The sequence below is a fragment of the Micromonospora sp. NPDC049051 genome (genome assembly GCF_043197575.1).
Classification (GTDB): domain Bacteria; phylum Actinomycetota; class Actinomycetes; order Mycobacteriales; family Micromonosporaceae; genus Micromonospora.
This window is the reverse complement of record NZ_JBICTL010000003.1, coordinates 169967-183321: the sequence shown is the minus strand read 5'-3', so window position 1 is coordinate 183321 and position 13355 is coordinate 169967. Positions and strand designations below refer to the sequence as shown.

The window sequence follows — 13355 nt, the reverse complement described above, 5'->3', positions numbered from 1 at the left end:
CTCCATGACGACGACAGTCGACGACGCCGAGCCGGGCGCGGTCACCACGACCGTGTCCCGGCCTCGGCCGCACCGGGCACTGCTGGTCTTCCTGCTCAAGCGGGTGGCCATCACCGCCGGCCTGCTGCTGGGCGTGACGATCGTGACGTTCGGCCTGGTCACGGTGGTGCCCGGGGACCCGGTCACGGCCAACCTCTCCGACCAGGCGCTCAACGACCCCGCGACGGTCGCGGCGTTCCGCGAGAAGTGGGGCCTGGACCAGCCGCTGTACGTGCAGTACCTGCAGTACCTGGGCAACCTGTTCCAGGGCGACCTGGGCATCTCCCAGCAGACCGGCCGCACCGTGGCCGACGACCTGCTGCGGTACGTGCCGGCGACCATGGAGCTGGCCATCCCCACCATGGTGCTGGCGCTGCTGATCGGCACCGGGATCGGCATGCTCGCCGCCGTACGCAACGGCCGGATCACCGACCAGCTGGTCCGCGTCGGGGCGCTGCTCGGCCTGTCCACCCCGCCGTTCTGGCTGTCGCTCGTCGTGCTCTACGTCTTCTTCTACCAGCTCGGCCTCGCGCCCAGCGGCGGCCGGCTGTCGACCGCGTTCAGCCCGCCGCCGACGGTCACCGGCATGTACACCGTCGACGCCGCCCTGGCCGGCCAGTGGGACGTCGCCTGGGACGCCGCCCAGCACCTGGTCCTGCCGGTGCTCGTGCTGACCAGCCTGACCGTGGCGATGCTGGTCCGCTTCGTGCGCTCCTCCATGCTGGAGGTGCTCCAACAGGACTACATCCGCGCCGCGTACGCCAAGGGCCTGCCCGCCCGGGTCGTGTTCCGCCGGCACCTGCTGCGGGCCGGGCTGGTCCCGGTGATCACCGTCTCCGGGCTGGCGTTCGCCTCGCTGCTCTCCGGCACGGTGCTGGTGGAGAACATCTTCGGCTGGCCGGGCCTCGGCCAGTACGCCTACCGCAGCGCGACGGCGCTGGACCTGCCCGCGATCCTCGGCGTCAGCCTCTTCGTGGCGCTGGTCTACACGCTGGTCAACCTCACCGTCGACCTGCTGTACGGCCTCATCGACCCGAGGATCCGCCTGTCATGACCACACTCGCACCCGACCCCGTGGCGCCCGACCCGAAGGCGACGAACGCGCTGGCCCGGCGTCGCCTCCTGGGCCGGCTGCGCGGGCGCCGGACCGGGCGGCCCATCTGGCGGCAGCCGATCGCCCTGGCGGCCCTGGTCATCCTCGGCGGATGGCTGCTGGTGGCGCTGCTCGCCCCGCTCGTCGCGCCGTACGACCCGCTCGCGCAGAGCCCCGACGCGTACGCGCCGCCGTCGGGCGCGCACTGGTTCGGCACCGACTCCCTGGGGCGCGACGTGTTCAGCCGGGTGATCCACGGCTCCCGCCTGTCGATCCCCCTCGCGCTCGCCATCGTCTCGCTCGCCCTGCTGATCGGCGGCCTGCTCGGCCTGCTCGCCGGGTACGTGGGCCGGTTCGTCGACGAGGCGCTGATGCGCCTGACGGACCTGGTCTTCGCGTTCCCGCAGATCATCCTGGCGATGGCGGTGACGGCCGCGTTCGGGCCCAGCACCCGTAACGCCGTCCTCGCGCTGGTCATCGTCTCCTGGCCGGTCTACGCCCGGGTCATCCGCAGCGCCGTGCTGACCATGCGCGGCGAGGACTACCTCAGCGCCGCCCGGCTGCTCGGCGTCGGGCCGGTCCGCGCGCTGCGCCGCGACGTCCTGCCCAACAGCGTGGGTCCGGCGATCGTGCTGGCCACCCTGGAACTCGGCAACGCCGTCCTGCTGCTCTCCGCGCTCTCCTTCCTCGGCCTCGGCCCCCGCCCGCCGGCCGCCGAGTGGGGCTCGATGGTGGCGCTGGGCTCGCAGGACCTCTCCATGTGGTGGGTCAGCGTCTTCCCCGGCCTGGCCATCCTCACCGTGGTGATGGCCTTCAACGTGCTCGGCGACGCGCTGCGCGACCGGATCGACCCCCGCTACGCGAAGGGACGTTGAGAGATGGCACCCCTGCTCGAGGTCGACTCCCTGGCCGTCACCCTGCCCGGCCCCACGGGGCCGCTGCCGATCCTGCACGACGTGTCGTTCACCGTCGACGAGGGCGAGATGGTGGGCATCGCCGGGGAGAGCGGGTGCGGCAAGAGCCTCACCGCGCAGACCCTGCTCGGCCTGCTGCCCACCGGCGCCAAGGTCACCGGGTCGGCCCGCTTCGCCGGCACCGAGCTGCTCGGCCTGGACACGAAGCGCTGGCAGAAGGTGCGCGGCGCCGGCATCGCGATGGTCTTCCAGGACCCCACCGCCGCGCTGCACCCGATGCTCACGATCGGTCGGCAGCTCACCGAACACATGCAGGTGCACCTGGGCCTGGACCGACGGGCGGCCGACCGCCGGGCCGTGGAGCTGCTCGAACAGGTCCGCATCCCGGACCCGCAGCGGGCGGTGCGGGCGTACCCGCACCAGTTCTCCGGCGGCATGCGGCAGCGGGCGGCCATCGCGATCGCCCTCGCCGCCCGGCCCCGGCTGCTGATCGCCGACGAGCCGACCACCGCGCTCGACGTGACGGTGCAGGCCGGCATCCTGGCGCTGCTGGACCAGCTACGCGCCGAGACCGGGCTCGCCGTCGCGTTCATCACCCACGACCTCGGGGTGCTCAGCGCGCTCACCACCCGCGGGTACGTCTTCTACGCCGGGCGGGTGGTGGAGACCGGCCCCACCGGGGCGCTGCTCACCGCGCCGCGGCACCCGTACACGGCGGCGCTGCTCGGCGCCCGCCCGCACGGCACCCAGTCCGTCGGCACGCTGCGGCCCATCCCGGGTGGGCCGCCGGCGCCCGGGCAGGCGCCGCCCGGATGTCCGTTCCAGCCCCGCTGCGCGTACGCCGAGCCGTCCTGCGGCACCGCGCCGCCCCCGCTCTCCCCCGCCGGCGACGACCGGTCGGTGGCCTGCGTGGTCCGTCCGCACCTGGAGGTGGCGGTATGAGCGAGCCGGTCGGCTCGGGCGACCTGCTCGAGATCAGCGACGTCGAGGTGGAGTACAGGGCGCGCGGCCGGGGGCCGGTGCGGGCCGTGGCCGGGGTGAGCCTGGGGGTGGCGCCCGGCCAGATCGTCGGCCTGGTCGGCGAGTCCGGCTGCGGCAAGTCGTCGCTGGCCCGGGTCGCGGTCGGGCTGGCCGCGCCGAGCGCCGGGACGATCCGGTTCGCCGGCCAGCCGGTCACCCCGTTGGGCTGGCGCCGCCGGCCGGTGCCCGAGGTCGGGCTCCAGATGGTCTTCCAGAATCCGTACGCGTCGCTGAACCCCCGGCGCACCATCGGCGCCCAACTCCTCGACGGGGTGCCGGCGACGGTGACCGGCGCCGCCCGCCGGGCGCGGGTCACCGACCTGCTGGACCGGGTCGGCATGCCGGCCGGCACGGCGGAGCGGTACCCGCACCAGTTCTCCGGCGGGCAGCGGCAGCGGCTCGCCATCGCGCGGGCGCTCGCGCCGGAACCCCGGATGATCATCGCGGACGAGCCGGTCACCGCGCTGGACGCCTCGTCCCAGGCGCAGGTGGTCAACCTGCTCGTCGGGCTCGTCCGGGACCTGGACATGGGCATGCTGTTCATCTCGCACGACCTGTCCCTGGTGCACGAGATCGCCGACGTCACGGCGGTGATGTACCTGGGCCGGATCGTCGAGACCGCTCCCACCCGCGAGCTGTGGCGCGCGCCCCGGCACCCGTACAGCCGGGCGCTGATCGACGCGGTGCCGCAGATCTCGGCGCACCCGCAGCTGCCCAGGACCCTCGCCGGGGAGGTGCCCGACCCGGCGCACGCGCCGACCGGATGCCGGTTCCGGCCGCGTTGCCCGCACGCCTTCGCCCCGTGCGGCCAACAGCCGCCCACGCTCGAGATCGGCGGCCGCAGCGCCGCCTGCTGGCTCAACGACCCCACGGTGGCGCCGACCACCGTGCCCGCCGCGTAGAGGACACCGCAATGTGCATCCCCACCGAACAGGTCCTGGTCAATTTCGCGCTGTACGACGGCGTCCGGGACGACCTCCAGCGCGACCAGGGCGTCTGGATCGGCGCCGACGGCACGATCCGCGCGGTCGGGCCGGTCGACGACGTCCTCGCCGAGGCCGGCGACGCCCGCGTGGTCGACCTGCACGGCGAGCACGTCATGCCCGGCCTGACCAACATGCACGTGCACCTCTCGCTCGGCCTGCCCGGCCACTTCGGCGACGAGGTGCACCGGTCGAACCTCGCCGAGCTGGTGCTGCTGATGGCCGACTCGGCGCGCCGGACCCTGCACTCCGGTGTCACCACCGTCCGGCTCGTCGGCGAGAGCCGGTACGCCGACTTCGCCCTGCGCAAGGGGATCGACCGTGGCGCCGTGGACGGCCCGCGCATCTTCACCGCCGGGCACGCGCTCTGCTGCACGGGCGGGCACGGCTGGGAGGCCGACGCCCTGGAGGCCGACGGGGCCGACGGGTTCCGCCGCCTCACCCGCCAGCAGATCCGCGCCGGCGCCGACCTGATCAAGGTCTGCATCTCCGGCGGGATCGCCGGCGAGTTCGAGTCGATCGACACCCCCCAGCTGCTCGACGACGAGCTGGCCGCGGTGATCCGGGTGGCCCACGACTGGGGCCGCAAGGTCACCGCGCACGCCGGCCCCGCCGAGTCGGTGCGCCGCGCCGTGGAGCTCGGGCTGGACTGCGTCGAGCACGGCTACGAGCTGACCGACGAGGTGACCCGGCTGATGGCCGCACGCGGCGTCTGGTACGTGCCGACCATCGTGGTCAGCCGCTGCGAGCAGTTCTTCCGCGACGCCGGCGTACCGGGCTGGCTGATGGACCGCGCCCTGGGCGCCGGGCCCCGGCACTGGGAGAGCCTCCAGCACGCCATCCGCAACGGGGTGCCGATCGCGCTGGGCAGCGACATGCCGCCGCACGCCGGCTACGACGAGACGACCGCCACCGTGCGGGAGCTGGAGTTCATGGTGGACGCCGGGATGCCCGTCGCCGACGCCCTGCGGTCCGCCACCATCCGCCCCGCGCAGTGGCTGGGCCAGGCCGACACGCTCGGCAGCGTCGAGGTGGGCAAGCAGGCCGACCTGCTGGTCCTGCGCGACGATCCCACCCGCTCGGTGTCCGCGCTGCGCACCCTGCACACGGTACTCAAGAGCGGCGTCCCGTACCGCGACGACCACGGCCGCCTCGGGACCGCCCGATGACGACGATCACCGAGGTCGCCGACCGGTACCTCGACGCGCTCGCCGAGCTGGACCCGCAGGCCGCCGAGGCGGCGGGCCGTACCCCCGACTCGCACTTCGCGGACCTCTCCCCCGACGGCTTCGACGCCCGCGCGGCGCTGGCCCGCGACACCGCCACGGCGGCGGCCGACGCCAGCGCCGACGGCACCGCGCAGCGGGCCCTCGCGGGCGCGCTGACCGACCGGCTGGCCAGCGAGGTCGACCTGTACGACGCCGGCTTCACCACCCGGCTGCTCGCCCCGCTGGCGACCCCGGTGCACCTGGTCCGGCAGGTCTTCGACAACCTGCCCCGCGACAGCGAGCGGGACTGGGCGGTCGTCGCCGCGCACCTGCGCCGGGTACCCACGGCCCTCGGCCAGTACGCCGAGACGCTGCGCTGGTCGGCCCGGCGCGGGCACCTGGTCGCCCGCCGGCAGGTGCTGGCGGTCGCCGACCAGTGCACCGCCTGGGTCACCGCCGACGACTTCTACGGCCGGCTGGTGGCCGGCTACCCGGGCGGTCCGCTGGCCGGCGAGCTGGCCGTCGGGGCGGAACGGGCCAGCGCCGCCACCGCCGAGTTCGCCGCGTTCCTGCGCACCGAGCTGGCGCCCCGGGCCACCGAGGTCGACGGCGTCGGGCGCGACCTGTACGCCGTCACCGCGCGCAGCTTCCTCGGCGCGACGGTCGACCTGGACGAGCTGTACGCCTACGGCTGGGCGGAGCTGGCCCGCACCGCCGCCGAACAGCGCGCGGTCGCTGCCGAGCTGGGCCACCCGGACGTGGCGGCGGCGCGGGCCGCGCTGGACGCCGACCCCGCCGGCCGGGTCCCGGTCGGGCCCGACCTGGAGCGGTGGCTGCGGGAGCGCACCGAGCTGCTCACCGACGCCCTGGACGGCCCGCACTTCGACATCCCGGCCGCCACCCGAGAGGTGGTCTGCCGGATCAGCCCCGCCGCCTCCGGCGTCATGTACTACACCCCGCCCGACGCCGGGCTGACCCGCCCCGGCGGGATCTGGTGGTCGACGCCCCCCGGCGAGGCGACGGTGCCGGTGTGGCGGCACGTCGGCACGCTCTGCCACGAGGGCCTGCCCGGGCACCACCTCCAGCACGCGATCACCCTCACCACCGCCGACCTGCATCCGTGGCAGCGGTCGCTGTGCCAGGTGCACGGGTACGCCGAGGGCTGGGCGCACTACGCCGAGCGCCTCGCCGACGAGCTGGGCCTCTACGCCGGCCCCGCCGAGCGGCTCGGCATGCTCGACGGGCAGATGTGGCGCGCCGCCCGGGTGGTCATCGACCTCGGCCTGCACCTGGACGTGCCCGTCCCGGCCGGGAACGGCTTCACCGACGCGCGCCGGTGGACCCCGGGGCTGGCCGTGGACTTCCTGACCCGCGTCGCCGGGCTGGATCCGGCGACCGCCCGGTTCGAGGTCGACCGCTACCTCGGCTGGCCGGCGCAGGCGTTGGCCTTCAAGGCCGGCGCGCGGCTGTGGCAGCAGGCCCGCCGGGAGACCGAACGGCGCGAGGGCGCGGCGTTCGACCGCAAGGGGTTCCACCACCGTGCCCTGCGACTCGGTCCGATGGGTCTCGATCCCCTGCGCGCCCGCCTCGCCGAGCTTTCCTGATCCCCCCGACATTCCGTCCGCCCGCACCGGAAGCGAGCCACGATGACCGTTGACGATCTCACCGCCGCCATCAGCGACATGTACCGGTCGTTGGGCGACCGGGCGGCGTTCGACGCCCGGCTGCACCCCGAACTGACGATCTGGGAGTCCGACGCGCCCGACCTGCTCGACGGTCTGGCCGCCCTGGACGACCTGCGCGACCGCCGCGCGGCGGCCCGGGGTACGGCCACCCCGCCGACCTCGGTCGCCCCCGAACAGTTCCGCACCGAGGCGTGGGGCGACACCGGCCTCGTCCGCTACGTCCTGCGGGCCCGGTACGCGGCCGGGCAGCCGGACGAGTGCTTCCGGGTGACGGACGTGCTGCGCCGCGACGAGCGGGGCTGGCGGATCGTGCACCACCACGCGGAGGCCCTGCGATGAGCGCCGAGGAACCGGTCACCGACCTGTACGACCTGCGGGTCGTGGTGGAACGGATCGAGGGTCGCTCCGTCTGCGGCCTGCGGCCGGGAGACTACATCGACCTGACCGAGTCGAACCGGCTCAGCATCCCGCCGGGCAAGCACTTCTGCCTCTACGCCCTGGCGGCGTGCCTGCCGCTGCTGCCGGCCAAACAGCGGCCGCTGCCGCCGGAGGACTGGCTGGCCCGGGACAGCCACGTGGCCTGCCCGGACCCGGACGAGCGGGTCATCATGCGCATCGAGCGGACCGGCCGGCGACAGATTCCGACGGGAGACCTGACGTGAGCACCCACGACGGACGCCGACTCGTCGGCATCGGACTGCAGTCCGACAAGAGCGCCGACGAGTACGCGGCACTCGCCGAACTCGCCGAACGGCACGGCTTCGACGTGCTGTCGGTCTTCGGTGACCTGATGTACCAGCCGCCGTTCTTCCCGCTGCTGGTGGCCGCGCGGCACACCCGGCGGATCCGGCTCGGGTCGGCCTGCCTCAACCCGTTCACCATGCATCCCGTGGAGATCGCCGGGCAGGTCGCGGCGCTGGACCTGGCGTCCGGCGGGCGGGCCTACCTCGGGCTGGCCCGGGGCACCTGGCTGGACCAGATCGGCGTGCCGCAGGCCCGGCCGCTGCGGCGGATCGCCGAGACGGTCGAGGTGGTGCGGCTGCTGCTGTCCCGCGACGAGGGCGGCTTCCAGGGCCGGGAGTTCACCGTGGCGCCCGGCACCGCCCTGCGCTACGCCCCGGTCCGCGCCGACGTGCCCGTCCTGGTGGGGACGTGGGGTCAGCAGACCGCCCGGACGGCCGCCGCGTTCGCCTCGGAGGTCAAGGTCGGCGGGTCGGCCAACCCGGCGATGGCCAAGACGATGCGGGCCTGGCTGGACGACGCCACGCCCGCCGGCCGTGACCCCGTCGGCGTGGTGCTCGGCGCCGTGACCGTGGTAGACGAGGACGGCGCCCTGGCCCGGCGGGTGGCCCGTACGGAGGTGGCCATGTATCTCGCCGTGGTCGCCGCCCTCGACCCGAACGTCGACATCGACCCGGAGCTGCTGGCGCGCATCCAGCAGCACGTCGCCCGCCAGGAGCACGACCTCGCCGGCGCGCTGATCGGCGGGGACCTGCTGGACCTGTTCGCCTTCTCCGGCACTCCCGAGCACGTCGCGGCGCAGGCGGCGGCGGTGTTCGACGCCGGGGCTACCCGGGTGGAGTTCGGCACCCCGCACGGGTTGACCCCGGCCGGTGGCGTCGACCTGCTCGGCCGCCGGGTGCTGCCGCTGCTGCGGGGATGACTCCGTGGCGGGGGTGGGCGCGCACCGACCCGCCCCCGCCACGGTCCTCGCGGCCCGCTGGCGGCGTGTGACGTGTCCGCCGCCCATCGCTATTGACCTATGTTGATCTTTGTGTTAATTCACCCCGTTTAAACATCACAAAAAATGGCGGAAAACTCCCTTTTCTGAGCCCGGCCACGGCCCGCGACGAAGGCGTGACACATTGCCTTTGGTCGTTGCATAATGGCCGCCGCACGCGCGTCGGGACGCTGGTTCCCGACGCCGCTAGGCTGACCGAAGGGGACAATTCCGTGAAGCGGGACCACTCACCCGTCCTTCCTGGCGAAGGCGCCACGGACTACGCGCGATACATGCGCACGGACGCGCTGCTCGACCTGCAACGCCAACCGGCGGAGATGATCCACCGCGACGAGTTGCTCTTCCAGGTGGTGCACCAGTCCACCGAGCTGTGGCTGAAGCTCGCGGCGGCCGAGCTGACCGAGGCGGTCGAGCGGGTACGCGCCGGCGAGCCGGCGGCGGCCGAGCCGCTGCTGACCCGGGCGACGCTGGGGGTGCGGCTGGTCACCGACCAGTTGGAGATGTTCCGGCACCTCTCCCCGACGGCCTTCGAGGCCATGCAGCCCGCGCTGGGCAAGGGTTCCGGCGCCGAGTCCCCCGGCTGGAAACGGGTCCAGGCCGCGAGCCGGCAGCTCGGACGCGCGTTCGTCGACCACCTCGCCGCGCGCGGGACAGCCCTGGCGGAGCTGCGCCGGGCGGACCCGACGGACCCCGTCCACCTGCTCGCCGAGGCGATGATGGAATGGGACGAGCGGGTGTCGCTGTGGCGGGTACGGCACTACCAGGCCGCCCTGCGCGTCGGCGGCCACGCCCCCGACGGCGCCGAGGCGACGGTGCTCGCCAAGCTCATCGGGCACCGGTTCTTTCCCGAACTGTGGCAGGCCCGCGTGAAGTGCGCCCACGGGTGACGGCCACCGTTCCCATGCCGACCCCGCAGACAATATCCACCCCACCCCTCAATTCCTCAAGCATCTCCCGTCGACCGTTGACACGGACCGAATGTCGAGGTGCGGTTCGTGCGTGAACTGACGATTTGGCTCTCGGGTGCCGCCGATGCCGACAATTTTCCCTACTCCCCGGTGCTGGCGGAGTTCCACCGGGTCGGCAAGCACTTCGCCGAAAGGGAACTCCTCGCTCTGCTGGACAAGATCCGGGCCCAGGTGACCACCCCGGCGGCCGGCCCGCCTACCCGACCCGCCGTCCGGTTGCTGCGCGACTTCCTCGACGTCGCGCTCGACAAGTGGGACGGCCGGTACGACTACCGCAGCTACCTGGCCCTGCGGCTGCTCCGGCTCCCCGTCGACGGGGACGACGGGCACGGAGCCGGGGACCACGGGCACGGAGCCGGGGACCACGGGCACGGAGCCGGGGACCACGGGCACGGAGCCGGGGACCACGGGCACGGAGCCGGGGACCACGGGCAGGGAGCCGGGGACCAGGGGCACGCCGGTGACCCGGACGACGCGCGGCGCGAGCGCGACCGGCTCCTCGTCCGCCTGGTCGCCGACGCGCTGGCCTTCGAGCAGGCCGCCGGGTCCGGCGCCACCGACCTGCTGCCCGAGGACCGTCCCGGCCGGGAGATCGCGGCCAAACGCCACCGCCTCGGCGTGCGGGCCGCCGCCCCCGCCATCGCCCGCCTGGGCCTCACCGGGGCGGTCCACGACCCGGAGTTGGCGGCCGTGCTGCCGGCCCTCGCCGCCGAACTCGACCCCGCCGGAGAGCGCGCCCTGCGGCTGAGCATGCTGCCGGTCTACGTGTCACACGACGAGTACCTGTTCATCCGGGTGCTCCAGGCGTACGAGTGCCTCTTCGCGGGGCTCGTCGACGAGCTGCGGGGCACGATCGCCGCCCTCGCCGCCGGTGACGCGCGGCGCAGCGTGGACCGGCTGGCGTACGCCCGCGAGCAGCTCAGCGCCGCCGGACCGCTGTTCTCACTGCTGGCCACCATGCAGCCGGCGGCGTTCCGGACGTTCCGGCAGTACACCGAGGGGGCCAGCGCCATCCAGTCGCGCTCCTACAAGCTGATGGAGTCACTGTGCCGTACGCCTGACGGGCCGCGGCTGGAGTCGCCCGCGTACCTCCAGGTGCCGGAGGTACGCGACCGGGTGCAGGCCGGGCAGCCCTCGGTCGACGAGGCGTTCCGCGAAGCCGTACGCGAGGGCCAGCTCACCGGGGCGGACGTCGACCTGGTGGCCCGGGCGATGTCCGCGTTCGCCGCCGCCGTGCTCCAGTGGCGGCGTACCCACCACCGGCTCGCCGTCCGGATGCTCGGCCCCCGCCCCGGCACCGGCTACACGGAGGGCACCCCCTACCTGGCCGCCGTCCGGTCCATCCCGGTCTTCACCTCCGTCACCCACGACCCCGGTCCCCCGTCACGGACCCACCACGGAGGCGATCCCGAGTGAACCCGCCCGACCCGGCAGCCGACGAGGACACGCCCCGGTGCCTCGACGCCGCCACCCAGGCCGCCCTGCGCGCCGAGTTCCCGCTGCTGGAAACCTGCGTCTACCTGAACAGCAACTCCACCGGGGCCGTGCCGAGGGGCGCCGAAGGTGTGCTCACCGGCTACTGGAAGACGCTGCGCGGCTGGCGCGACGACGTCTGGCAGGACTGGCACGTCGGCCTCGACCGGTACGCCGACTCGGTGGCCGCCCTCATCGGCGCGCCCCCGGGCAGCGTGGTCACCGACGCGAACCTGAGCACCCTGCTCGCCCGGGTGGCGTCCTGTTTCGACTACCGCGCGCCGCGCGACCGGGTCGTCACCACCGACCTGGAGTACCCGACCGTGCCGTTCATCTTCAGCGCGTTCGGCCGCTACGGCGCCCGCCTCGACGTCGTCTCGTCGGGCGGCCCAGGCATCGACGACGACGCCCTCGAAGCGCGGATCGACGAGCGCACGCTGCTGGTGTGCGTCCCGCACGCCAGCTTCTCCACCGGCGCCACCGTCGACCTGCCCCGACTGGTGCGCCGCGCCCACGACGTCGGCGCCCTGGTGGTCGTCGACGCCTTCCAGACCGTCGGCGTCATGCCGCTGGACGTGACGGCGCTCGGCGTGGACGTCGTCCTCGGCGGCGCGCACAAGTGGCTGTGCGGCGTCGGCACCGCCTTCCTGTACGTCCGCCCGGACCTGGCGACCCGGCTGGAACCGGCGGCCACCGGCTGGCAGGCCGGCGACCGGGCGCTGACCTTCCAGCCGTCGACGGGCTGGGCGGCCGGTGCCCGGCGCTTCGCCGGCGGAACGCCGTACCCCCTCACCTCGCTGATCTCCCAGGTGGGTCTGGACCTGCTGGCGGGGGTGGGGATCGCCGCGATCCGGCGGCACTCGCTGGCCTGCACGTCCCGGATCCTGCACCGCGCGGCGGCGGCCGGCGTCGACGTGGTCAGCCCGGTCGAACCGGACCGCCGCGGCGGCGTCGTGTGCCTGGACGTCGCCGACGGCGAGGCCGTCAAGCGGCGGCTGGTGGCGCGGGGCCTGGTCTGCAGCTGGCGCGGCCACCTACGGGTCGCCCCACACGTCTACAACACCCTCGAGGAGATCGACTTCTTCATGGACGCACTGGAAGAGGAGCTGGGCCGGTGAACGTCACCCTGTCACCGCGGGCGCTGATGAGCCTGCTCGCCAACGGGCCCAAGGCCATGGACGTGCTGGAGACCGCGCTCGGCACGGGACTGCTCGACGCGATCGAGCCGGGGCCGGCCCGCCTCGGCGAGCTCGCCGAGCGCTTCGACGTACGGCCGCTGCGGCTGTACAAGTTCCTCGACTGCCTGGAGAGCCTCGGCTTCGTCACGCGCAGCGAGCCGGGCGACGACATCGCCACGGCCACGTACCGGGCGGTGCCCGGGCTCCGCGACGCCGTCGTGGCGGTCGTCGGACCGGACGCCATCGAGCGTGACCGGGACCGCTACCCCTGGCGGCGGCTGCACGGCCGGCTGGGCGAGAGCCTGCGCGGCGAGGTCAGCATGGGCGACGACGACTTCGCCTGGCCGCCGAAGACCGACGAGCAGACCGCCGCCTTCGAGCGCAGCATGGCCGTCGGGCTCGGCCCGGTCATCGAGTCGCTGCACCGCAACGCCGGCAGCCTGTGGCCGGGTCGCAGGCGCCTGCTGGACGTCGGCGGCGGCGACGGCACCCTCGCCGCGCACATCCTCGACGACGCCCCGGGGCTGCGGGCCGACGTGTACAACCTGCCGGCGGTGGCGCCGCTGGTGGCGGCCACCCGGACCCGCACGGGGCACGCCGACCGGCTGGGCTTCGTCGGCGGCGACTTCCTCGCCGAGCCGCTGCCGGCGGGCTACGACGCCATGGCGTTCGTCCGGGTGCTGCACGACTGGCCGAACGACGTCGCCCGCCGGCTGGTCGAGAAGGCGTACGCGGCCCTGGAGCCGGGCGGGATGCTGGTGATCTGCGAGGAGTTCCGCACCCCGGACCGGCTGGCGATGCAGTTCTTCTGGAGCTACTTCCTGATCGGGGTCGACACCTGCGTGAGCCGGCTGCGGGAGGTCGAGTTCTACACCGGCCTGCTCAAGGAGATCGGCTTCGAACGGGTGGCGGTGCTGCCCGGCGGCTGGGAGCTGGTCTGCGCGTACAAGCCGGCGACCGGGACGTGACGCGACCGCGCGGCGGGAGGTCCGCTCCCGCCGCGCGTCGGCCCCGGCGTTTGACCGCCGGGGCCGGGGGAAGACCGTGCGCCCA

General features: G+C 74.1%; 13 protein-coding genes. All 13 read left to right on the top strand.

Annotated elements, in window-relative coordinates; translation table 11 throughout:
- Positions 1–4: 4 nt before the first annotated feature.
- Positions 5–1093 (top strand): ABC transporter permease, encoded by a 1089-nt coding sequence (locus tag ACGFIR_RS12975; protein WP_393007494.1) that lies wholly within the window; start codon positions 5–7, stop codon positions 1091–1093.
- Positions 1090–2007 carry an ABC transporter permease gene (locus ACGFIR_RS12970; RefSeq protein WP_393007492.1) on the top strand — a complete coding sequence of 306 codons (918 nt, stop codon included), beginning with the start codon at positions 1090–1092 and terminating at the stop codon, positions 2005–2007. The genes ACGFIR_RS12975 and ACGFIR_RS12970 overlap by 4 nt, the downstream gene beginning before the upstream one ends.
- A 3-nt stretch (positions 2008–2010) precedes the next feature.
- Entirely contained in the window at positions 2011–2988 is a 978-nt protein-coding gene (locus tag ACGFIR_RS12965; protein ID WP_393007490.1) for an ABC transporter ATP-binding protein, read from the top strand.
- Positions 2985–3968: an ABC transporter ATP-binding protein gene (locus tag ACGFIR_RS12960; RefSeq protein ID WP_393007489.1), complete on the top strand. Its 984-nt coding sequence runs from the start codon at positions 2985–2987 to the stop codon at positions 3966–3968. Before ACGFIR_RS12965 ends, ACGFIR_RS12960 begins: the two co-directional genes overlap by 4 nt.
- An 11-nt stretch (positions 3969–3979) precedes the next feature.
- Positions 3980–5218 carry an amidohydrolase family protein gene (locus ACGFIR_RS12955; RefSeq protein ID WP_393144946.1) on the top strand — a complete coding sequence of 413 codons (1239 nt, stop codon included), beginning with the start codon at positions 3980–3982 and terminating at the stop codon, positions 5216–5218.
- Entirely contained in the window at positions 5215–6861 is a 1647-nt protein-coding gene (locus ACGFIR_RS12950; protein ID WP_393144944.1) for a DUF885 domain-containing protein, read from the top strand. The genes ACGFIR_RS12955 and ACGFIR_RS12950 overlap by 4 nt, the downstream gene beginning before the upstream one ends.
- Before the next feature lie 42 nt (positions 6862–6903).
- On the top strand, positions 6904–7281 hold the full coding sequence (locus tag ACGFIR_RS12945) for a nuclear transport factor 2 family protein (RefSeq protein ID WP_393007483.1): 378 nt from the start codon (positions 6904–6906) through the stop codon (positions 7279–7281).
- Positions 7278–7604: a TIGR04076 family protein gene (locus ACGFIR_RS12940; protein ID WP_393144942.1), complete on the top strand. Its 327-nt coding sequence runs from the start codon at positions 7278–7280 to the stop codon at positions 7602–7604. Before ACGFIR_RS12945 ends, ACGFIR_RS12940 begins: the two co-directional genes overlap by 4 nt.
- Positions 7601–8605: an LLM class flavin-dependent oxidoreductase gene (locus ACGFIR_RS12935; RefSeq protein WP_393007479.1), complete on the top strand. Its 1005-nt coding sequence runs from the start codon at positions 7601–7603 to the stop codon at positions 8603–8605. The genes ACGFIR_RS12940 and ACGFIR_RS12935 overlap by 4 nt, the downstream gene beginning before the upstream one ends.
- A 290-nt stretch (positions 8606–8895) precedes the next feature.
- A complete protein-coding gene (locus ACGFIR_RS12930; protein ID WP_393144940.1) occupies positions 8896–9570 on the top strand; it encodes a tryptophan 2,3-dioxygenase family protein in 675 nt (224 codons plus the stop codon).
- Positions 9571–9669: 99 nt separating this feature from the next.
- Positions 9670–11067, top strand: coding sequence for a tryptophan 2,3-dioxygenase family protein (locus tag ACGFIR_RS12925; RefSeq protein ID WP_393144938.1), 1398 nt, complete (start codon positions 9670–9672; stop codon positions 11065–11067).
- The gene (locus ACGFIR_RS12920; RefSeq protein ID WP_393144936.1) at positions 11064–12242 is read left to right on the top strand and encodes an aminotransferase class V-fold PLP-dependent enzyme; all 1179 of its coding nucleotides are present in this window, start codon (positions 11064–11066) and stop codon (positions 12240–12242) included. Before ACGFIR_RS12925 ends, ACGFIR_RS12920 begins: the two co-directional genes overlap by 4 nt.
- Positions 12239–13270, top strand: coding sequence for a methyltransferase (locus tag ACGFIR_RS12915; RefSeq protein ID WP_393144934.1), 1032 nt, complete (start codon positions 12239–12241; stop codon positions 13268–13270). Before ACGFIR_RS12920 ends, ACGFIR_RS12915 begins: the two co-directional genes overlap by 4 nt.
- Positions 13271–13355: the final 85 nt, after the last annotated feature.